The sequence below is a fragment of the Bradyrhizobium sp. 63_E2_N1_3 genome, from assembly GCF_052076005.1.
Classification (GTDB): Bacteria; Pseudomonadota; Alphaproteobacteria; order Rhizobiales; family Xanthobacteraceae; genus Bradyrhizobium; species Bradyrhizobium barranii.
This window is the reverse complement of the sequence record NZ_CP197235.1, coordinates 6,636,633-6,656,486: the sequence shown is the minus strand read 5'-3', so window position 1 is coordinate 6,656,486 and position 19,854 is coordinate 6,636,633. Positions and strand designations below refer to the sequence as shown.

18 protein-coding genes are annotated in these 19,854 nt (G+C 66.1%); 4 read left to right on the top strand and 14 right to left on the bottom strand.

Going from position 1 to position 19,854, the window contains the following annotated elements; all coding sequences use genetic code 11:
* Positions 1-10: 10 nt before the first annotated feature.
* A complete protein-coding gene (locus AB7531_RS31765) occupies positions 11-1,114 on the bottom strand; it encodes a DUF2336 domain-containing protein (protein WP_063984608.1) in 1,104 nt (367 codons plus the stop codon).
* 63 nt (positions 1,115-1,177) lie between these two features.
* Complete coding sequence (locus tag AB7531_RS31760; RefSeq protein ID WP_063984607.1) at positions 1,178-2,335, bottom strand: GGDEF domain-containing protein; 1,158 nt, start codon at positions 2,333-2,335, stop codon at positions 1,178-1,180.
* Between the two features lie 433 nt (positions 2,336-2,768).
* Between AB7531_RS31760 and AB7531_RS31755 the strand changes: the two genes are divergently transcribed.
* The 4 genes from AB7531_RS31755 (at position 2,769) to AB7531_RS31740 (ending at position 6,980) form a co-directional block, all read left to right on the top strand.
* On the top strand, positions 2,769-3,338 hold the full coding sequence (locus AB7531_RS31755) for a sigma-70 family RNA polymerase sigma factor (protein WP_008140099.1): 570 nt from the start codon (positions 2,769-2,771) through the stop codon (positions 3,336-3,338).
* On the top strand, positions 3,335-4,024 hold the full coding sequence (locus tag AB7531_RS31750) for a hypothetical protein (RefSeq protein WP_063984606.1): 690 nt from the start codon (positions 3,335-3,337) through the stop codon (positions 4,022-4,024). Before AB7531_RS31755 ends, AB7531_RS31750 begins: the two co-directional genes overlap by 4 nt.
* Before the next feature lie 15 nt (positions 4,025-4,039).
* Positions 4,040-5,746, top strand: a complete 1,707-nt coding sequence (locus AB7531_RS31745; RefSeq protein ID WP_063984605.1) for a S8 family serine peptidase — start codon at positions 4,040-4,042, stop codon at positions 5,744-5,746.
* A 511-nt stretch (positions 5,747-6,257) separates the two neighbouring features.
* Positions 6,258-6,980, top strand: coding sequence for a TIGR03809 family protein (locus AB7531_RS31740; protein ID WP_231145230.1), 723 nt, complete (start codon positions 6,258-6,260; stop codon positions 6,978-6,980).
* A gap of 28 nt (positions 6,981-7,008) precedes the next feature.
* Here the strand turns inward: AB7531_RS31740 and AB7531_RS31735 are convergent, their stop codons facing one another.
* The 12 genes from AB7531_RS31735 to folK form a co-directional block, all read right to left on the bottom strand.
* Positions 7,009-8,379 (bottom strand): TIGR03808 family TAT-translocated repetitive protein, encoded by a 1,371-nt coding sequence (locus tag AB7531_RS31735; protein ID WP_063984604.1) that lies wholly within the window; start codon positions 8,377-8,379, stop codon positions 7,009-7,011.
* 231 nt (positions 8,380-8,610) lie between these two features.
* Positions 8,611-9,267: a pyroglutamyl-peptidase I gene (locus AB7531_RS31730; protein WP_063984603.1), complete on the bottom strand. Its 657-nt coding sequence runs from the start codon at positions 9,265-9,267 to the stop codon at positions 8,611-8,613.
* Complete coding sequence (gene meaB, locus AB7531_RS31725) at positions 9,264-10,253, bottom strand: methylmalonyl Co-A mutase-associated GTPase MeaB (protein ID WP_063984602.1); 990 nt, start codon at positions 10,251-10,253, stop codon at positions 9,264-9,266. Before meaB ends, AB7531_RS31730 begins: the two co-directional genes overlap by 4 nt.
* Positions 10,254-10,304: 51 nt before the next feature.
* Positions 10,305-11,816 (bottom strand): tripartite tricarboxylate transporter permease, encoded by a 1,512-nt coding sequence (locus AB7531_RS31720; protein ID WP_063984601.1) that lies wholly within the window; start codon positions 11,814-11,816, stop codon positions 10,305-10,307.
* Between the two features lie 4 nt (positions 11,817-11,820).
* Complete coding sequence (locus AB7531_RS31715; RefSeq protein WP_063984600.1) at positions 11,821-12,312, bottom strand: tripartite tricarboxylate transporter TctB family protein; 492 nt, start codon at positions 12,310-12,312, stop codon at positions 11,821-11,823.
* A gap of 191 nt (positions 12,313-12,503) precedes the next feature.
* A complete protein-coding gene (locus tag AB7531_RS31710) occupies positions 12,504-13,496 on the bottom strand; it encodes a tripartite tricarboxylate transporter substrate binding protein (protein WP_028146998.1) in 993 nt (330 codons plus the stop codon).
* A gap of 131 nt (positions 13,497-13,627) precedes the next feature.
* Complete coding sequence (locus AB7531_RS31705; RefSeq protein WP_063986552.1) at positions 13,628-14,401, bottom strand: RsiV family protein; 774 nt, start codon at positions 14,399-14,401, stop codon at positions 13,628-13,630.
* A gap of 32 nt (positions 14,402-14,433) precedes the next feature.
* Complete coding sequence (locus AB7531_RS31700; RefSeq protein WP_063984599.1) at positions 14,434-14,730, bottom strand: nucleotidyltransferase family protein; 297 nt, start codon at positions 14,728-14,730, stop codon at positions 14,434-14,436.
* Positions 14,731-14,767: 37 nt separating this feature from the next.
* Complete coding sequence (gene scpA / locus AB7531_RS31695; protein WP_063986551.1) at positions 14,768-16,924, bottom strand: methylmalonyl-CoA mutase; 2,157 nt, start codon at positions 16,922-16,924, stop codon at positions 14,768-14,770.
* 23 nt (positions 16,925-16,947) lie between these two features.
* Complete coding sequence (locus AB7531_RS31690) at positions 16,948-17,412, bottom strand: GFA family protein (protein ID WP_063984598.1); 465 nt, start codon at positions 17,410-17,412, stop codon at positions 16,948-16,950.
* Positions 17,409-19,280, bottom strand: a complete 1,872-nt coding sequence (locus AB7531_RS31685) for a methylmalonyl-CoA mutase family protein (protein ID WP_063984597.1) — start codon at positions 19,278-19,280, stop codon at positions 17,409-17,411. The genes AB7531_RS31690 and AB7531_RS31685 overlap by 4 nt, the downstream gene beginning before the upstream one ends.
* Positions 19,281-19,361: 81 nt before the next feature.
* A complete protein-coding gene (folK, locus tag AB7531_RS31680; protein ID WP_063984596.1) occupies positions 19,362-19,853 on the bottom strand; it encodes a 2-amino-4-hydroxy-6-hydroxymethyldihydropteridine diphosphokinase in 492 nt (163 codons plus the stop codon).
* Position 19,854 lies beyond the last annotated feature (1 nt).

Here is a 19,854-nt window from a genome sequence, read left to right as displayed (position 1 = left end):
CGCGCCGGCCTCACGCCACCGGCGTCGTGCCCTGCTGCATGCGGTGGAAGCGCAGCACCTGCTGCGCGGTCGATGAGCGCAGGGCCTCGTAGGCATCGCGCAGCGTCAGCATGTCGGTCTTCGAGCCGCCCGAGAGCTTTTCGCGCATGGCGATGATCGCGCGGACGCTCGACCATTGCATGCCCGCGACCTTGGCGAGGACCATCACACCCTCGTTGCGGCTCTCGATCATCATGTTCTCGGCGGTCTCGACCGCGACGCCCGCGAGCGCCGCGAGCCCCGCATTGGTCTCGTCGAACTTGCCCTGCTCGGCGAAGCTGGTGACCTGGAACTCGTTGAGACGACCATCCTCGTGCAGCGATCTCACCAGCGCGCGCGCCATTTCGGTCTGCCTGGTCATGGCGGCGGCGCGGACCCGCTGGGTCGCTTCCTGGACCACGCTGGACACTTCGTCCGCGAGCTCCGGATGCGCGGTCTCGAGCTTCCTGCGCACGCTCAGGGACGCCTTGGCGATCAGCTTCAGGTAGTGATGGCGCGGCAGGTCGGGCCGCAGGCCGATGCAGGTGGCGAGGTCATCGTCGCGTTCGGCGCGCGTGACGAGGTCGGTGAAACTTCCCTCGGAGAGCTGCGCGCCCGGATTGCTGACGGTCGATTGCACGACGTCTTCGTTGCCGCGCGCCACCAGCACGTCGGTCAGTGCTTCCGACAGCACCCGCCGCAGCGAGATCGCCTTGAGATGCGCCTGGCTCCTGGTGCGCGCGATCTCGATCAGGGTCGCCTCGTCCAGCCGTTCCGATTTCGAGAGCACGGGTCCGGAGACTTCGATCACCTCGTCGAGCGCGAGCGTGCGGATGATCTTGGGCGGCGCGGCCGCGATCGGCGCGAGACGGTTGGCGAGCAGCGTTCTCGCCGAGGCCTCGATCTGCTCGATCAGGCACTGGAACACGTCGTCGAACACCCTGATGTGCTCGTCGGAATAATCCACCGCATTGTTGATGAAGAGATCGGTGACGCGGCGCAGGGCCTCGACCCGGCGCGCGACGGTGCCGTGCGAGAGCGCGGTCTGCAATTCCTCAAGCAGGTTCTCGGATGGTTTTTCGGATTTCGATCTCATGGCCCTGTCCTGGAGCGTTCGGTCCGGCTGCGGCTTCTGCGCAGCTAGGAAAAAATGGATTAGTCAGCTCGTTGCAATACGGTTGCGCCCTTGCGCCTTGGCGGAATAAAGCGCGCTGTCGGCGCGTGCGAGAAACGTGTCGGCAGTATCGTTGTCGCGCAGCGTCACGACGCCCGCGGAAATCGTCACCCGCATGCCCGGGGAAAATGCACTCCAGTCGAGATCGGCGACGATGCCGCGCAGCCGCTCGAGCATGCGCCCCGCCGCGCCGCCGTCGGTGCCCGGCAGCAGCAGCAGAAATTCCTCGCCGCCATAGCGGCCGAAAAAGTCGGCCGGGCGGATATTTGCAAAAATGGTGATGGCGAAGGTGCGCAGCACCTCGTCGCCGACGGGGTGGCCGTGGGCGTCGTTGATGCGCTTGAACCAGTCGAGGTCGATCAGCGCGATGGCGCAAGGTGCGGACGCCAGCTGCGACTTTTCGACCTCTGCATCGAGCAGCCGCATGATGCAGCGGCGGTTGTAGGAGCCGGTGAGCTCGTCGAGCTCGGCTAGCTCCTCGATGCGCTGATAGGCGGCCTTCAGCTCGATGCTGCGCCGGTACAGGACCTTTCGCAGGGTGGCGCCGAACAGGCCGAGGAAGGCGCACTGGCCGATCACCAGGACGAAGCACAGCATCGAGGCGGTCCGCTGGAGCTTCGTGGCGACTGGCATGCCGATCGGCAGGTCGGAGGCGAGGAAGACGGCCGCGAGGCAGGTCGTCGCGATCGCCCAGGTGAACATCGCCTGCGCCGAGGTCATGCGCAGCGTGCCGAAGGCGAAGATCAGGAACAGCACGCTGATGAAGGCGATGCCGAGGGTCGGCACCGACACCAGGAAGATGAACTGCAGCGCCATGTGCGCCGAGATCTGGAAGACGGTGAGATAATGGTCGCTGTGTCTGTCGCCGACGCCGGCTTCCGACATCACGACGAAGATGCCGATGATCATCAGGCCGCCGACCCAGAACAGCGACGGAACGTTCATCGGGACGACGCCGTCATGGGCATAGATCAGCAGCACGAAGGCGCCGAGCGAGTAGCTTGCGACCTGGCCGACATACATCTGCCGGCGTTGCCGGACCCGGCGTGCTCGTACCTCGGGCGCAGCCGCGTCGGGCATGAGAACGAGATCCGCGACCTCAGCGGCATTCCTCTCCGGTAAGGTCGTCGCGGCCGTGCTCATTGTCCCGCCAAGGGTGAATGTCGCCCAAAAATCTACGCGGCAAGCCTTTAGGTTTGGTATCCTTCGAAATCGAATCCAAACGGTGCAGCGCGCAACAGGGTGACAGCGGCCGGCGGGGAAATTTGCCGGCGATTAGGCATCGTTGGCGACGGGGTCGAGCCAAAGCAGGGCTTGGTGAGACATACGTCGTGCAGGGCTGCTATGGTTCCATCATGTCGGGCCGTCCGCGCCGGACGGCATTGCGCAGGGAATGCTTCATTACTATGTTACCGTTATCGAGCGAGCCGGCCAACCGCCGCGGGTGGCAAAAGGAAAATTCGCGTATGTGGGGTAGATCACACAGACCCCCGTGTGACTGCGGTAGGCTGAAGAATTTCGCCCCGCCCGTCGAACCGTCCGCCGCGCCGACCCGACCAACTTTGCGAGACGGGCATTGAGCGTGACACAGGCGGCTTCGGACGAGGTCCTCATCGCCAGGATCGCTCAAGGTGACCGGCTCGCCATGCAGGTGCTGTACGGGCGGCACCATGTCAGGGTCTACAGGTTCGGGTTAAGGCTCGTGCGGGACGAGCAGGCGGCGGAAGACCTCATCAGCGAGGTGTTTCTCGACGTCTGGCGTCAAGCCGGCAAGTTCGAGGGTCGATCCGCCGTTTCCACCTGGCTGCTGGCAATCACCCGATTCAAGGCCCTGTCTGCGCTCCGGCGCAGGAAGGACGTTGGGTTGGACGACGAAGCTGCCAACGCGATCGAGGATTCGTCTGACGATCCGGAAATCGCGGTGCAGAAAAAGGATACCAGTGAAGCGTTGCGGGAGTGTCTGACGGGCCTCTCGCCGGACCACCGGGAAATCGTCGATCTCGTCTACTACCACGAGAAATCCGTGGAAGAAGTGGCCGAAATCGTCGGTATTCCGGAGAACACTGTGAAGACGCGCTTGTTCTATGCGCGCAAGAAACTGGCCGAACTGCTGAAGGCAGCCGGCGTTGAGCGAGGCTGGCCATGATGGCATTGAGCAAAAAGATGCTGGAGCAAGAGCCCAGTGAAATTGAACTGCTACTGCCCTGGCACGCCGCCGGTACGCTGAACGCGCGTGACGCTCGCCGCGTCGAGGAAGCGCTGGCGCGTGATCCGGCGCTTGCAAAGCAATATGCCGCGATCCGCGGCGAGTACGAAGAGACCATCCATCTGAACGAGAGCTTAGGGGCCCCGTCGGCGCGGGCGATGCAGAAGCTGTTCGCCGCGATCGATGCCGAGCCGGCGCGGCCGGTCGGTTCGCTGCCGCTCTCGGCGCGCATCGCGACCTTCTTCTCGAGCCTGTCGCCGCGTACGCTGGCCTGGTCGGCGAGCCTGGGTGCCATCGCGCTGCTGCTCCAGGCCGGCATCATCGGCGCCGTGCTGATGAAGACCCAGCCCGCGACCTTCGAGACCGCTTCGCTGTCGGTCGGCGCGCCGATCACGCGTGAGCTTGGAGCTCCACCTGCGCGCGCGCTGGTGCGCTTCACGCCCGAGGCGCGCGTCGCCGACATCACCGCGCTGCTCGACAGCTACCAGGCTTCGATCATCGGCGATGCCAAGGGCGGCATGTTCCGTCTCCAGTTCGATAAGGCGATGGGCCGGGACGAGCTCGCCTCGCTGCTCGGCAGGATGTCGCGCGAGAAGTTCGTCAACCTCGCCGTTGCGGCGCCGTAAGGCGCCGCTGCACCGATGACGCGCAAGTCCGAGAGTAAGTCGCGAGCCGGGGCCTACGCTTCATCGGTCGGAGCTGCACTCCTGCTCGCCGGTCTCGGCGTCGAGGTTGCGCAGGCGCAGGCGATCATGCGCACGCCGACGATCAGCGTCCCCACGCGCACCCCGACCATCTCTCCCAGCATCGCCGCGCGCGTCAGCCCCGGTGTCGGTGCGCGGGCTGTCGGCGTCGGCCCCGGCCCGCGTTCTATCCCTGCTATCCCGCGTACCACCACCACGGCGCGGATGAGACCGGTGCTGCCCTATGCGCGCTATTCGCCGAACCTGTACCCCGCCTGCACCGCCCCCTATCGCGACGCCGACGGCGAATGCCTGGCGCAGCCGGGCGCAGGCGGCGATGGCACGGGCAAATCGGGCAAGAAGAGCGCCGGCAAGGGGCGGGGCAACAGCACGCCGGCCGCCGTCGACTTGCGCACCTTCGCCAACGAATTCGTGGCCGAGATCGACGGCGCGCTGTCGGCGACCGAAGCCGACGAGCTTGCGCGTCGCCACGGCCTGACGCGTGTCTCATCCGAGAATTTCCCGCTGATCGGGGCGACGTTCGGCCTGTTCCGCATCACGGACGGCCGGCCTTCCGAGACGGTGCGGCGTGAGTTCGCCGCCGACGGCAGCGTGCGCTCGGTCCAGCCGAACTTCCGCTACGTGCTCCAGGATCAGAAATCGTCGGTGCCTACCGAGGGCGATCCCGCGCAATACGCGCTGGCCAGGCTTCGCCTGCCGCAAGCGCATACGCTGGCGCACGGCGCCAACGTGACGGTTGCCGTGATCGACTCCGGCATCGACGCCCAACATCCCGAGCTCGCCCATTCCATCGCCGACAACTTTGATGCGCTCGGCAGCGCCGAGGGCCCGCATGTCCATGGCACCGGCATTGCCGGTGCCATCGTGGCGCATGCCAAGCTGATGGGCAGCGCGCCCGAAGCGCGCATCATCGCCATCCGCGCCTTTGGCGGCTCGACGGGTGGAGCCCAGAGCTCGTCCTACATCGTCCTGCGCTCGCTGAATTACGCCGCCGAGCACGGCGCGCAGATCGTCAATATGAGCTTTGCCGGTCCGAAGGACGCCGTGATCGAGCGCGCCATCGCGGCGGCCGCCGCCCGCGGGCTGGTGCTGATCGCGGCCGCCGGCAATGCCGGCGCGAAATCGCCGCCGCTCTATCCGGCCGCCAATCCCAACGTGATCGCGGTCAGCGCGACCGACCAGCAGGACAAGCTGTTCTCGGCGTCCAACCGCGGCAATTACATCGCGCTGGCGGCGCCTGGCGTCGACATCTTCCTTCCCGCGCCGGACGGCAAGTACCAGATGACCTCGGGGACCTCGTTCTCGGCCGCCTATGTCTCGGGCGTCGCCGCGCTGCTGCTCGAGCGCAATTACACGCTCAAGCCGGAGGCGCTGCGCATGACGCTGGCGAAGACAGCGCGCGACCTCGGTTCACCCGGCCGTGATGATCTCTTCGGCGACGGTGAGGCCGACGCGTTTGCCGCGGTGATGGCCGTTCCCGTCGACAACGCGACGCCTGTTGCGGCTGCGTCGGGTACAACAAAACGTGAAGATGCCGAGAAGCGTCGCGACGAGCCTGGCGTCCGCGCGATCGAACAACCCTCGCTGTCGAGCGCAGGCGATAAATCCACGATTTCTCAGGCGGATAGGCCGGCGACGCGATAGCGGCTGCGACAACTTTGCGCGCGGTGCGAGGGCCAAGAAATCGAACGCCGCATTGAACGTTCAGCCGGCTGCCACGACCAAATTATGTGGGAGCGGTCATCCCTCCCCATAAGTCATATCAGGCGCGAGCGCCCATCCACCCCAAGCGCCCATATGGCTCGACCCGTCCGGTTGTCCCCCCGGACGGGTCTTTTCTTTTCAGGCGTCTGATTTCTTGAACCGCTCGGCGCGATCAGCTTCCGGTTGAACGAACGTGGCGGCGCCCCTTGTCGGCGTCCGCGAGTCGCCCCGCAGGCCGGTTATGCTTGTGCGAAGCTTGACTCGAAAACACAGCAATTGTCCGCACGACTACGGTGATTGACGACGACCGGCGTGTCGTTGCTGGACAAGTCAAAACTTTTCCACAAAATATTCATGTCGCGTCTAAATTGATTCGTGTGCGTTGCGTCGCGTCCGTATTTTTCTCCCAACGGGCTGGTTTATGACACATCGCCAAGAGGCTGTTCGCGACGTGGCGCGTGGCCGCGACATTGCGGCACGCTGGTGCGCTCTCGCCGAGCAGCGGCTGGAACATCTCTCCGAAATGTTCGAGACCGGACGGTGGCGCCGCTATCACTCCGAGATCGCATTCCTCGAAAACATCCAGGAAGCCAAGCGCGCCGTCCAGACCTGGCGCGCTCTCGCGACCGGTGCTGACGTGGCCGCGGCGGCCGCGAGTGTCTCGCCCGTATTCGGCTGGTCGCCGGCGACCATGCCCCGCGTGTTTCCGCGCGACCAACAGGCGCAGACCGTGCAGCCGAAGGCCGTCCGCATCGCCGCGGAGACCACCGTCCCGGTCAGGCTCGCAGCCAAGCCGGAGGTCCTTGCCGAAATCACCGAAGCCCCGCTCGTGCCGCGAGCGACGCCTGCTGCGATGGCATTGTTCACTGCGCCGGCCGCTGTCGCGCCGCTCAAGGCTCCCGCTGCGCGGGCGCCACTCACCGCACCCGCCGTGAGGTCGCCGGTCGCCGCGCCTGCCGCAATGGCGGCGTTCACCACGCCTGCCGTGAAGGCGGCGTTCACCGCACCTGCCGTGAAGGCGCCCCCCGCCACGCCTGCTGCAATGGCAACGCTTCTGCCGCAGTTCGCCCCGCCCGCCGCCGAAATCGTCGCCGCACCCGAGCGCGTCGTCGAATTCACCTTCAGCCTCGACGGCCTGCAAGCGAAGTACCCGCTGCTGAGGAACGCGTTCTAGCGTTTGGGCGCCGGGATGAGGGCGGCAGCTACCGCCGCACCGCATTGCCGCCGACCACCAGCTGCGCAAAGCGCTGTGCGCCGTCGGCCGACAGATCCGACGTCACTGCACGGGCGTGATCGAGCCCAACCACGGCGCCGCGCGGGGTTTCCGAGATCATGTTGTTGTTGACGAGCGCGGTGCCTGCGCCGGACACCACGGAGACGCCGACGCCGGCCAGCGCCTTGCGGATCACATTGCCCGTGATCGCGACGTCGCGCAGATATTTGCCCCAGCCGGCGACGATGCCATAGGACGGCGCGTTCTCGATCACATTGCCGGTCACGGAGCTGTCAGCCTCGATGTAGATGCCCACACCGGCATCGTCGTCGGGGGCGGTGCCGATCGGCCGCTTCGGGATCAGATTGCGGATGATGTTGCCCTGGACCACCGCGATGCGGCCGCCTTCGTTGAAATTGCAGACGGAGACGCCGACGGCGGCACCATCGACCGTGTTGTTGGCGATCATCGCGGCCTCGAACGCGAACTCCGAATAGAGCGCGACCTCGCGCACGTCGCTGACGCTGTTGCCTGATATGTGGATGTTCGACGCCGAATTGCCGCGCACCGCCGAGTAATCGCAGTTCCTGATGCGATTGCCGCGCACGATCACGTTGCCGGCGCGAAACGCGTTGATGGCGTTGCCGTACTGGCCCGAGCCGCCGGGGCCGGCCTTGATGTCCTCGATGCGGTTGTCAGTGACCAGCGTGCCGTCGTCGCCGATTGCGGTGCGCAGGATCTCGATGCCGTTGTCGTTGGTGCCGATGATGGTGTTGCGGGACACGCTGAGGCCCTTGGCGTCGAACGAGACGACTGCCGTCACCGCGATGTTGGTGAAGATGTTGCCCGAGATGTCGCCGGACACCTGCTCGAGCCAGATGCCGCTGCCGCCGGAGCCGGTGATCTCGCAATCGGTGATGCGGACGTCACGCCCGCCGAGGACATGGATCAGTCCGCGCCGCGTCGGCAGCGGGATGCCGCCGCCGTCGAAGATGAGGCCGGTCAGGCCGATCGAGTCCGACCCGTCGCTCTGGATCGCTGCGGCCCCGCCGGTGAAGATGATTTTTGTCGCGCCGCGCACGCCGATCAGCTGGGCGCCATTCGGCAACCGCAGCAATCCGCTGCGGTAGATGCCGGGTGGCAGCGCCAGCGGCATCTGTGCCCGCGCAGCGTCGTCGATGGCGCGCTGGAGCACGCGGGTCTGGTCCTCGCTGCTGCCGGGCCGCACGCCGTATTGCGTGGCATCGCGGCCGAGCAGGGACGTCAGCGGCGCCGCGCGCGCGGCGTCGGCCGGCATGGCGAGGGCGCCCGCGATGCCTGCGGTCGAAGCTCCGATGAGATGACGGCGATTGAGGTCCATGACGCATCCTTCGGCGGACGCGGGAGGTCCGCGACCGACTAGGTAGCGCAGGGTGGCTGGGGCGGTGAGGATTGTTCGCGGTAGGGTTAAATGTTTACCGCAAAGACGGTGCCGTAGGGTGGGCAAAGCGACTTGTCCGCCGTAGCTCGAAGAGCGAAGGCGGAAGCGTGCCCACCATTGTTACACGAATGCGGATGTATGGTGGGCACGGCGCGACGCGCCTTTGCCACCCTACGAAATCTGAGTGTTCCGCTGCTTCCTTGCCAGCCCCACCAGCTCCATCAGCATCGCTTCCCCCGCGTCCACCAGCTCCTCCAGCGTAATCCGGGCTGCGCCCTTGCGCCGCACCGCGCCGCTGCGGGCGAGCAGGGGAATGTGGATGAACGCCGCAAGCTGCGGTCCGCCCGCCCTCACATTCTCGATCGCGCGCCAGCTCAGATAATTGCAGAGATAGGCGCCGGCATCGCGCGAGGCGCGCGCGTCGATGCCGGTGAGGCGCGCGGCGCGCAGCAGCCTTGCCGTGTGCGGACCGAACGTCATCGCGTCCGCATGGCCGGCGATGCCGCGCTTGCTGGAGCGGGTGTTGGCGGCATCGGGCCAGAGCATGGTGACGGCGTTGCGTGCGCGGGTCTCGATGCGGAGGTAAGGCGTACGCGCGGCGAGGCCGAACATCAGCAGCGCGTCGGGCTGTTCCTTCGCGAGCACATCAGGCAATTGCCGGTCGACCGCGGCATAGGTGACCGGGAAGATGTGGCTCGCGAGCGCGACATCGTCGAGCGCCGGACGGCGCAATTGCGCCAGCCGCGCGACCAGTGGCTGGGTCGGGTTATAGGGCGCGCCGGGAAACGGTCCGAACCCGGTGAGGAGAATGCGGAGCTTTTCGCTCATTGCAGCAACTCCAAAATCTGCTCGGCGGCGAGTGCCGGCGTGAGATGGCCTTCGGCCACCTCAGCCTCGATCTTCCTGACCTTGGTCCGCACCGACGCCTCGCTGCGCAGCCGCGCCAGCATGCGCTGCTCCAGCATCGACCACATCCATTTCACCTGCTGCTCGCGCCGCCGTGCGGCGAAATCGCCGGACGCGTTCATCGCCTTGCGGTGATCCAGAACCTTCTGCCAGAGTTTTGCGATCCCGTCGCCGGTCAGCGCCGAATAGGTCTCGACCGGCGGGTGCCAATGCTCGGATCGCGGCGCCAAAATATGCAGCGCGCCGCGATAGTCGGCGGCGGTGATGTTGGCGCGCTTGAGGTTGTCGCCGTCGGCCTTGTTGATCGCGATCATATCGGCGAGCTCGACCAGACCCTTCTTGATGCCTTGCAGCTCGTCGCCGCCGCCCGGCAGCATCAGCGCGAGGAAGAAGTCGGTCATGTCGCAGACTGCGGTCTCGGACTGGCCGATGCCGACGGTCTCGACCAGCACGACGTCGAAGCCGGCGGCCTCGCACAACAGCATGGCCTCGCGCGTCTTGGCGGCGACGCCGCCGAGCGTGCCTGACGATGGGGAGGGACGGATGAAGGCGTCATTGGAGGCTGACAGCCGCGCCATCCGCGTCTTGTCACCAAGGATCGAGCCGCCGCTGCGCGCCGAGGACGGATCGACCGCGAGCACCGCGACCTTGTTACCCTGTTCGATCAGGTACGTCCCGAGCACGTCGATGGTGGTGGACTTGCCGACGCCGGGCGAGCCGGTGATGCCGACGCGAACCGCCTTGCCGGTGTCGGGCAGCAGCATCTGCACCAGCTCGCGCGCCAGCGCCTGATGGTCGCCGCGCCGGCTCTCCGCCAGGGTGATCGCCCGGGCGAGCGCCGCGCGACTGCCGGCGCGCAAGTCGCGGGCGAGGGTCTTGATGTCCAGCGAGGCCTTCTTCTCAGTCATGCCCTGCTTTACAACGCCCCGCCGAGGCAGGCGAGGGCCGCTCGCCCGATATCACCGAGTCGTTGCCGCCGCTGTCTGCACCGGCTTCACCTTGCGCCAGACCCACACCAGCACCGGCCAGAGCAGCGCGCCGATCGCCATGGCGGCGAGGATCGCCGCGACGGGTCGCTCGAAGAACGGCAGGATACTGCCGTCGGACTTGATCAGCGACGTCACGAAGGCCTGCTCGACCATGGTGCCCATGACGATGCCGAGCACCATCGCGGCCACCGGATAGCCGTTCGCCTCCATGACATAGCCGATGATGCCGAAGGCGGCGACGGTGACGACGCCGAACATGTTGTTGCCGATCGCGAACGAGCCGACCGCGCAGCACAGCATGATGATCGGCATGATGGCGGAGCGCGGCGCCAGCAGGATGTAGGCGGCGATCCGGATCATGGCGATGCCGAGCGGGATCATCACGATGTTCGCGATGATGAACATCAGGTAGATCGCGTACATGCTCGACGCCTTCTCGGTGAACAGCGTCGGGCCGGGATTGAGCCCCTTCATGTAGAGTACGCCGATCGCGATCGCGGCGATGGTGTCACCGGGAATGCCGAACAGCAGCGACGGCACCCAGCCCGAGGCGATGCTGGCGTTGTTGCTGGCGCCGGCCTCGACCAGGCCCTCGACATGGCCGGTGCCGAATTTCTCCGGCTCCTTGGAGAAGCGTTTCGACATCGCGTAGGAGACCCAGGCGGCCATGTCGGCGCCAGCGCCGGGCAGCACGCCGATGATGATGCCGATGATGTTTCCACGCGTCATCTGCCAGTGATACTTCTTGGTCAGCTTCCACTGGCCGGCCATGATGCTTCCGAATTTTCGCCGCGGCAGCGGCGGCGGCTCGGGCGTCAGCATCGCGCGCATCACCTGTGCCACCGCGAACACGCCGACCAGCGCCGGGATCGGCTCGATGCCGCCGAACAAATCGGTGATGCCGAAGGTGAAGCGCGGCACGCCGCCGGGATTCTCGATGCCGATGCAGGACACCAGCAGGCCGAGGAACATGCCCGCGATCGCCTTCACCGGCGAGGAGCGCGCGACCAAAGTGGCGCACATCAGGCCGAGCAGCGCCAGCCAGAAATATTCGAAGGTCGAGAACGACAGCGCGATCTCGGCGAGCGGCGGCGCCAGGATCATCAGCGACAGCACGCCGGCGATGCCGCCGATGGCGGAGAACCAGACGCCGGCCCCCAGCGCCAGCTCGGCCTGGCCCTTGCGCGTCATGGCGTAGGCCTCGTCGGCATAGGCGGCCGAGGCGGGGGTGCCGGGAATGCGCAGCAGCGCGCCGGGGATGTCGCCCGAGAAGATCGCCATCGAGGAGGCCGCGACAATGGTTGCGATCGCCGCGATCGGCGAGAGGTAGAAGGTGACGGGGACGAGCAGGGCGGTCGCCATCGTCGCCGACAGGCCGGGCAGCGAGCCGATCACGAGGCCGTACACGGAGGCTGCGAACATCGCGATGATGACCTCCCAGGTGGAGATCAGCGCGAATGCTTCAATCAGGGTTTTCAGCATGGGATCACCAGGGCGTCGGCAGCAGGCCGGCGGGGAGCGGCACGCGCAGCAGCTTGCCGAAGATGAGGTGGATGCCGAACGGCGACAGCGCCGCGAGCGGCAGCGCCAGCTTCCACTTCGCCCCGAGCGCGGTCGAGGTGACGTAGACCATGATTGCCGCGGTGATGATGAAGCCGAGCCGGTCGGCGGCGGCGACGTAGAACAGCAGCAGCGCCGGCGGCAGCAGGGCGCGCAGGCCGTAGAGCTTGCTCTGCGGCGGCGGTGCGGCGGCTTGGCCGTCTTCCAGTGGGATCAGCTCTTCCTCCTCCTCGAAGGAATGGCCGATGCCGAACACGATCGCGAGCCCGCACAGCGCGAGCCCGATACCGATCACGAGCGGAAATACGTTGGGGCCGACCGGCTGCCCCGGCACCGGCGGCAGGATCCAGCCGCCATAGGCAGCCGCCGCGCCGAGCACGACGAGAAACGATCCCGTGACGGAGTCGGGAAGACGCATGTGAGAATCCTATGCGAGGTATTCTCCCTCTCCCCGCGCGCGGGGAGAGGGTTGGGGTGAGGGGGGCTCTCCGCGGGGAAGGTGAGAATTGGACTTGTGGAGAGTCCCCCTCACCCGGAATCCGCGCTTCGCGCGAATTCCGGCCTCTCCCCGCAAGCGGTGAGAGGCGATCAGAGCATCGCAGGTGCGGATCACGCCTTGCTCAGGCCGGCGGCCTTCATCGCCTCGCCCATCTGGGCGTCGCCCTTGTCCATGAAGCTTGCGAACTGACCGGCATCGCCCCACACCGTGCCGAAGCCGCGGTTGCTCATGAAGTCCTTGAACTCGGCGGAGTCGTAGACCTTCTTCAGCGCTGCGGTGAGCTTCGTTGCGATCTCCGGCGGCAGGTTCTTCGGTGCGCCGATGCCGCGCCAGGCGCCGGTTGCGTAGTCGATGCCCATCGCCTCCTTCAGCGTCGGCACGTCCTTGAAGATCGGGTTGCGCGCCGGCGCCATGATGGCAAGGCTCCTTGCCTTGCCCGCCTCGATGATGGCGCGCGCCTCCGGCACCGAGCACGTCGTGAGGTCGAGGCCGCCGGCGGCGAGATCCTGCATCGCGGGCGCAGCGCCATTCGACGGCACCCAGGCGACCTGGTTGGCGGGCAGGCCCATCGCCTGCATCCAGCCGACCAGCGCGAGATGCCAGATGCCGCCCTGGCCGGTGCCCGACGCCTTGAACTTGCCGGGGGGCGCCGCCTTGATGGCTTCGGCGAGCTCCTTGACGGTCTTGTAGGGCGAGGAGGAGGAGACCTGGATGCCGGGCGGGTCCTCGTTCATCAGCGCCAGCGGCGTGTAGCTCTTCGGCGTCAGCTCGGTGAGGCCCTGCCAGTGCATCATCGAGATTTCGACGGTGAGCATGCCGATCGTGTAGCCGTCCGGCTGTGCGGTCGCGATCGCGCTATGGCCGACCACGCCTGAACCGCCGGTGCGGTTGACGACGTTGAAGGGCTGGCCGAGATCCTTTTCCAGCAGGGCTGCGACAATGCGCGCAGTCGCGTCGGTGCCGCCACCGGCGCCCCAGGGCACGATCACGGTGACCGGCCGGGCCGGATACGCCTGTGCGCGCGCGGGTGTGAGACCGAATGCGGCGGATGCGGCAATCGCGGCGGAAGAGGCCGCAAAAGTGCGGCGCGAAATCTTGGACATCAATGCCTCCCAGCGGCGCCCGTGACACCGGGCGCTCTTGTCAATGAAGGCATTCTAGTCGGCTTTGCGGCGCCGCTGCAAGGTAGCGCTACCACAGCGCTGTGAGCAATGTGTCGCTGCTCAAAACATCATCACTGCGGCTCCTCGGCGTCGCCCTTCGGCCGCGCGCCGCCGAAGATGCGTATGCCTTCCGCCGTGAGATAGGTCTTCAGCGTTTCCCACGGCACGAAGGCGACATATTCGCCCTCGGCGTAGGGGCCGACCGCGTAAGGCGGATAGTGGAAGGTGAGCCCGGAACTCTTGCCCGCTTCGGTTGACGGCGCGAGCGTCACCGCGCCGATCTTGAGCAGGCTCGGCTCGACGCTCTTGAACCACTCGTCGGTCGCGGTCTCGCTGGTGTCGCGCTTCTTCTTCTCGACTCTCAGCGAAGCGATCACGGCCTTCACCATCGCCTTCATGGTTGCCCCGTTGTCGGCGGTCTCGGTGAAGAACGGGCGGATCGAGATGCGCTTGTGCTCGCTCTTGTCCCACAGGATCGTGTTCACGTCCGAATTGGGATGCGCGCCATGAGTGTCCATGTAGTCGTTGCGCAGGACGCTGACATAGCGATCGCCGACCACGGAGCGGATCGCATATTTGCGTTCGAAATCCCAGCCGCCCTCCTTGAAGAACTGCGGATCTTCCTTGCGCGAGGCGGCGGCCTCGGCCGCGTTCTTGTCGAGCCACTTCCTGCCTTCGGCCAGGCAATCCGCCGCCAGCGTTGCATCCGCCTTGATCCTGTCGTCGAGGAAGATGCGGGCGTCGATGCTCTTGGTCTTGATGACGGCGTCGGGCTTGGGGTCCGCGGCGAGGGCGGAGATCACGCACGTTGCGCTAAGCGCCACGGCGACGCTCAAACCGATCATGAACTTCAAGGGGAATGCTCCTTACGTGAGCGTCAGAATATTTCGAGGATGTCGTCTGCGATCTGCTGCGCAGAGTGGGGGGAGGCGGAGCGCCGGACGGTCGCCTGCGCCTGCAGGCCGGTTGCATCCTCGATGATCTGCTCGACGTCGATCAGGTTGAGCAGCGAGAAAGAGGCCTCCGGTTCGACCTCGACCAGGACATCGATGTCGCTGTGCGGGTGATAATCGTCGCCGGCCCGACAGCCGAGGATGGCGAGCTTCGAGACGCCCTTGGCTTTGATGGCATCAGCGTTCTGGCGTATCGCAGCGATGAGCTCATCACGTGTCATGGAGACAATCCGGCCGGTGATGCGGCCAGCGTACCATCTACTCCGCCGCCTCGCTATGCCCGAGCCGGGCATTCAGCTTGCGGATCAGCTCCTCGGCGGCTTCCGCGATCACCGTGCCCGGCGGGAAGATGGCTTCGGCGCCGGCCGCATAGAGCGCGTCGTAATCCTGCGGCGGCACCACGCCGCCGACGATGATCATGATGTCGTCGCGGCCCTGTTTCTTCAGCGCGGCCTTGAGTTCAGGCACTGCGGTGAGATGGGCGGCGGCGAGCGAGGAGACGCCGAGGATGTGCACGTCGTTCTCGACCGCCTGCCGCGCAGCTTCATCCGCCGTGGCAAACAGCGGCCCGATGTCGACGTCGAAGCCGATGTCGGCGAAGGCCGAGGCAATCACCTTCTGGCCGCGGTCGTGGCCGTCCTGGCCGATCTTGGCGACCAGGATTCGCGGCCGGCGGCCTTCCGCCTCCTCGAAGGTGTCGATCAGCGCCTGAACCTTCTCGACCTGGTTACCCATGCTGGACGCCTCCCGCTTGTAGACGCCGGTGATGGACCTGATCTCGGCGCGGTGCCGGCCGAACACCTTTTCCATCGCGTCCGAGATTTCGCCGACGGTCGCCTTCGCCCGTGCCGCGTCGATCGCGAGTGCGAGCAGATTGCCGTTGCCTTCGCCGGCCGAGCGCGTCAGCGCGGCAAGCGCCGCGTCGACGTCGGTCTGGTTGCGCTCGGATTTCAGCCGCGTCAGCTTGTCGATCTGGAGGCGGCGGACATTGGTGTTGTCGACCTTGAGGATGTCGATGGGAGCCTCATCCGTCGGCTTGTACTTGTTGACACCGATCACCGCCTGCTTGCCGGCATCGATCCGGGCTTGCGTCTTGGCCGAGGCCTCCTCGATGCGCAGCTTTGGCACGCCGGCCTCGATGGCCTTGGCCATGCCGCCGAGCTCCTCGACCTCCTGGATGTGGCCCCACGCCTTCGCCGCGAGATCGCGCGTCAGCCGCTCGACATAATAGGAGCCGCCCCAGGGATCGATGATGCGGGTGGTGCCGCTCTCCTGCTGCAGGAAGAGCTGGGTGTTGCGGGCGATGCGCGCCGAGAAGTCGGTCGGCAGCGCCAAGGCCTCGTCGAGCGCGTTGGTGTGGAGCGACTGGGTGTGGCCTTGCGTCGCCGCCATCGCCTCCACCGTCGTGCGCATCACATTGTTGAACACGTCCTGCGCGGTCAGGGACCAGCCCGAGGTCTGGCAATGCGTGCGCAGCGAGAGCGAGCGCGGATCCTTCGGGTTAAAGGGCTTCAACAGCTTCGCCCAGAGCAGGCGCGCGGCGCGCATCTTGGCGACTTCCATGAAGAAGTTCATGCCGATCGCCCAGAAGAACGACAGGCGCGGCGCGAAGCGGTCGACATCCAGGCCCGCGGCAAGACCGGCACGGAGATATTCGACGCCGTCGGCGAGCGTGTAGGCGAGCTCGAGGTCCTGCGTCGCGCCGGCCTCCTGCATGTGATAGCCGGAGATCGAGATCGAATTGTATTTCGGCATCTTCGTGGAGGTATAGGCGAAGATGTCCGAGATGATCCGCATCGAGGGCGCGGGCGGATAGATATAGGTGTTGCGCACCATGAACTCTTTCAGAATGTCGTTCTGAATGGTGCCCGAGAGCTTTTCCGGCGGCACGCCCTGTTCGCCGGCGGCGGCCACATATAGCGCGAGGATCGGCAGCACCGCGCCGTTCATGGTCATGGACACGCTCATCTGGTCGAGCGGAATGCCTGCGAACAGCGTGCGCATGTCGTAGATGGAATCGATGGCAACACCGGCCATGCCGACGTCGCCGCCGACGCGCGGATGGTCGCTGTCATAGCCGCGATGGGTGGCGAGGTCGAAGGCGACCGAGAGGCCCTTCTGTCCGGCCGCGAGGTTGCGGCGGTAGAATGCGTTGGAATCCTCCGCCGTGGAGAAGCCGGCATATTGCCGGACGGTCCAGGGCTGATTGACATACATGGTCGGGTAAGGGCCGCGCAGGTAGGGCGCGATGCCCGGATAGGTCTCGAGGAAATCGAGCCCGGCGAGATCGGCCTCGCCGTAGGCAGGCTTCACCAGAATGCCCTCGGGCGTCAGCCACGGCTCGGCGCTGCCGGTCGGCGCGGCGGTCGCGGCTCGCTCGAAGGCGACGTCGGCGAAATCAGGAATGCGGCTCATGGTTTCAACCATATCATAAACGCTCAATCATGATCCGGATGCTGATGGCTGACGATGGTCGCCATCTTCTCCGGTCCGTAATTCTGTTGCGTGGTCTGGCTCGGCAAATTGGAGATTCCGACCACCCAGCCGAGGCGGGATTCAGTTCCGTATTGGCGCGTCGGCACCAACTGGTCGGGCCGGTCGAAGGCGCCGGTCATGATCTCGATCCGGTCGCCGTCGATGCGGCCAAAGCTCAGCGGCGTGCCGCAGGCGGCGCAATAGCCGCGATCAGCGATCGAGGAGGAGCGGAAGAACGCCGGCTGCCCCTTGCTCCAGGCGAAATCCGTCCGGTTGATGTCGGCGAAGGACGCGAACGGCGCGCCGCTCGCCTTCTGGCACATCCGGCAATGGCAGATCGAAACCCGGTTGGGGGTTGCCGAAATCGCAAAGCGCACCGCGCCGCATTGGCAGCCGCCGGTGAAAACTGGTTTGCCCGCCTCGCTCATGCCTGCTCCATCCGTCGGTAGGCGTCTTGCAGTGTCGCAAGCGCATCGCCTCCGGCGAAGACAAAACCCGTGACGCCGGCCGCACGGAGCGCCGCCTCGGCATCGGTCGGACGGCCTGCCAGATAGATAAGTCGCGCGCCGGCCGTTTGCAGGGCCTTCGCCGCGGCGTCGGCGTGTTCCGGATAGACCTTGTCGCTGGAACAAAGACAGGCGAGCTCGGCGCCGGAGGCCTTGAATGCGGCGGCCAATTTGGCCGGATCGGCAAAGCCCTCGCTGTCGACGGCCTGGATACCGCCGGCCTCGAACAAGCTCTTGGCAAAGGTCGCCCGCGCCGTGAAATCGGCGGGCGTGCCGAGATTGGCCAGAAACACCTTTGGCCGCGCACCGCGCGCCTTCAGCGCCGCATCGGATTTGTCGCGCAACGCCTCGAACGGTTCCGCCAGCCGGATCGGCGGCAGCGCATCGAACTTGTATTTCTGCTCGCCGTAGGGAGCGAGCTTGACCGGCGTCGCCGTCAGCACCGCCGTCTCGCGCTCATGCAGGTTGGGAAACTCGCTGGCGCCTGTCAGCACGTCGCGGCGCTTTGCGATGTTGGCGTCGCGCGCCTTTCGCGCGGCCGCGACCTTGCTCTGGAACAGACCTTGCTGAAGCGCGGCGAAGGCGCCGCCGGCTTTCTCGCTGTCCTGGAACAGCACCCAGGCGGCGTCGCAAAGCTGTGCGGTCAATGTCTCGATGCCGCCCGCGCCGGCGGCGGGATCGCTGACCTTGGCGAGGTTGCTTTCTTCCAGCAGCAGGGCTTGCGTATTGCGCGCCACGCGCCGCGCGAATGGATCAGGCAGCCCGAGCGCCAGCGTATGCGGCAGCACGGTGATTGCATTGGCGCCGGCGAGCCCGGCCGCGAATGTCGCGATGGTCGCGCGCAGCATGTTCACGTAAGGATCGCGCTGCGCCAGCATGCGCCAGGCCGTATCGGCGGCAATGAACAGCGGCTTCGGCGTCAGCCCGCACGCCGTCTCGATGCGCGCCCACAGCAGCCGCAGTGCACGGAATTTTGCCATTGTCAAAAACTGGTCGGCATCCGCAGAGAGCCGCGCATAGATCATGTCCTGCGCCTGCTCCAGCGGAACGCCGGCGCCCTCGATCGCGCGCAGATAGGCGACGCCGCAGGCGAGCACGAACGCGAGCTCCTGCACCTCGGAGCCGCCGGCATCGTGGATCACGCGCCCGTCGGCGGACGCGAACGGTCCCTTGAAGCCGAGCGCGGCGAGCCCCTTGATGGCGCCGGTGACGGCCGGAACGATCTCGTCCCATGTGTAGGGGCTGTGACCCCACACCGCGCCGGCCGCAAGCGGATCGAGCCCGAAGCGGATGTTGCAGGCGGCGGGATCGAGGCCGTTGCTCTTCACATATTCCGCGACATGGATCGCCGCCATCCGCGATTGCGGACCGATCTGGAGCTCGATGCCGATGCCGGCATCGAGATGAATATCCTTGAAGACCTTTGCGACCGCATCGGCCGAAGGTTCCAGCCCGAACCCGTGAGCGCCACTGCCGCCGGCGAACACCAGCGCGAGACCCGTCGCGCCATTTTCGAGATCGGTCAGCGCCTGCGCATTCGCGAGCGCCGCATCGGGATGGTCGATCCGCTGCATGATCTGCCACGGCGCGGCGGCAGGCCGTCCCACCACGGGCGCAACGCCCCGGGCGCGCGGATAGAGAGGGTCGATCTTGAGGCCGTCATAAGTCTTGCCGACCAGCTTCTCGAACGGCGCGCCCTTCAGCACGCCGTCGACCAGCTTGCGCCAGTCGTCGACCGTGGCCTTGGGGAAATCCGCCGCCAGCGGCAGGTCGTCAGTCACGGAGGTCATACGGCCAAGGGCTCCCAAAAATCTTGTTGTTCGCGGGCGAAATTGCCACGGCCGGCCGTCGCTGCAAACGGTTGTTTTTGGTTAACCGGTATCCGGAAGCCGCTCAATGCCTTGCGTCGAGACGCTGGCAAGCCCGTCACGCACACGAATGCCTGAGATCACGCGGTCGGGCGCGATTTCGGCCAGCGGCACCAGCACGAAGGCGCGCTCGAACAAGCGCGGATGCGGCAAGGTCAGGTCGGGTTTCTGCAAGCTGACATCGTCATAGGCGATCATGTCGAGATCGAGCGTGCGCGGGCCCCATTGCCTCTCCTTGTTCCGTGTGCGGCCGAATTTCTGCTCGACCTTATGCATCACGAACAGGAGCGCATGCGGATCGAGGCTGGTTTCGATCTCGACGCAGGCATTGATGAAGGGATCCTGGTCCTCGTCGCCCCAGGGCGGCGTCGCATAGTCCGAGGAGCGCGCGATCAGCGCGGCTTGCGCCATGCCGCAGATGTGCGAGATCGCCTTCCGGAACGTCGCGCGGACATCGCCGACATTGCCGCCGAGTGCGATCAGCACGCTCGCCATA

What these genes read in the sequence shown, in the direction of transcription:
- AB7531_RS31720 (WP_063984601.1), bottom strand. Translation starts at nt 11,816, where the DNA reads ATGCTGAAAACCCTGATTGAAGCATTCGCGCTGATCTCCACCTGGGAG.
- AB7531_RS31750 (WP_063984606.1), top strand. Translation starts at nt 3,335, where the DNA reads ATGATGGCATTGAGCAAAAAGATGCTGGAGCAAGAGCCCAGTGAAATT.
- AB7531_RS31690 (WP_063984598.1), bottom strand. Translation starts at nt 17,412, where the DNA reads ATGAGCGAGGCGGGCAAACCAGTTTTCACCGGCGGCTGCCAATGCGGC.
- AB7531_RS31735 (WP_063984604.1), bottom strand. Translation starts at nt 8,379, where the DNA reads ATGGACCTCAATCGCCGTCATCTCATCGGAGCTTCGACCGCAGGCATC.
- AB7531_RS31700 (WP_063984599.1), bottom strand. Translation starts at nt 14,730, where the DNA reads ATGACACGTGATGAGCTCATCGCTGCGATACGCCAGAACGCTGATGCC.
- folK (WP_063984596.1), bottom strand. Translation starts at nt 19,853, where the DNA reads ATGGCGAGCGTGCTGATCGCACTCGGCGGCAATGTCGGCGATGTCCGC.
- AB7531_RS31760 (WP_063984607.1), bottom strand. Translation starts at nt 2,335, where the DNA reads ATGAGCACGGCCGCGACGACCTTACCGGAGAGGAATGCCGCTGAGGTC.
- AB7531_RS31685 (WP_063984597.1), bottom strand. Translation starts at nt 19,280, where the DNA reads ATGACCTCCGTGACTGACGACCTGCCGCTGGCGGCGGATTTCCCCAAG.
- AB7531_RS31745 (WP_063984605.1), top strand. Translation starts at nt 4,040, where the DNA reads ATGACGCGCAAGTCCGAGAGTAAGTCGCGAGCCGGGGCCTACGCTTCA.
- meaB (WP_063984602.1), bottom strand. Translation starts at nt 10,253, where the DNA reads ATGACTGAGAAGAAGGCCTCGCTGGACATCAAGACCCTCGCCCGCGAC.
- AB7531_RS31710 (WP_028146998.1), bottom strand. Translation starts at nt 13,496, where the DNA reads ATGTCCAAGATTTCGCGCCGCACTTTTGCGGCCTCTTCCGCCGCGATT.
- AB7531_RS31705 (WP_063986552.1), bottom strand. Translation starts at nt 14,401, where the DNA reads ATGATCGGTTTGAGCGTCGCCGTGGCGCTTAGCGCAACGTGCGTGATC.
- AB7531_RS31730 (WP_063984603.1), bottom strand. Translation starts at nt 9,267, where the DNA reads ATGAGCGAAAAGCTCCGCATTCTCCTCACCGGGTTCGGACCGTTTCCC.
- AB7531_RS31765 (WP_063984608.1), bottom strand. Translation starts at nt 1,114, where the DNA reads ATGAGATCGAAATCCGAAAAACCATCCGAGAACCTGCTTGAGGAATTG.
- AB7531_RS31715 (WP_063984600.1), bottom strand. Translation starts at nt 12,312, where the DNA reads ATGCGTCTTCCCGACTCCGTCACGGGATCGTTTCTCGTCGTGCTCGGC.
- scpA (WP_063986551.1), bottom strand. Translation starts at nt 16,924, where the DNA reads ATGAGCCGCATTCCTGATTTCGCCGACGTCGCCTTCGAGCGAGCCGCG.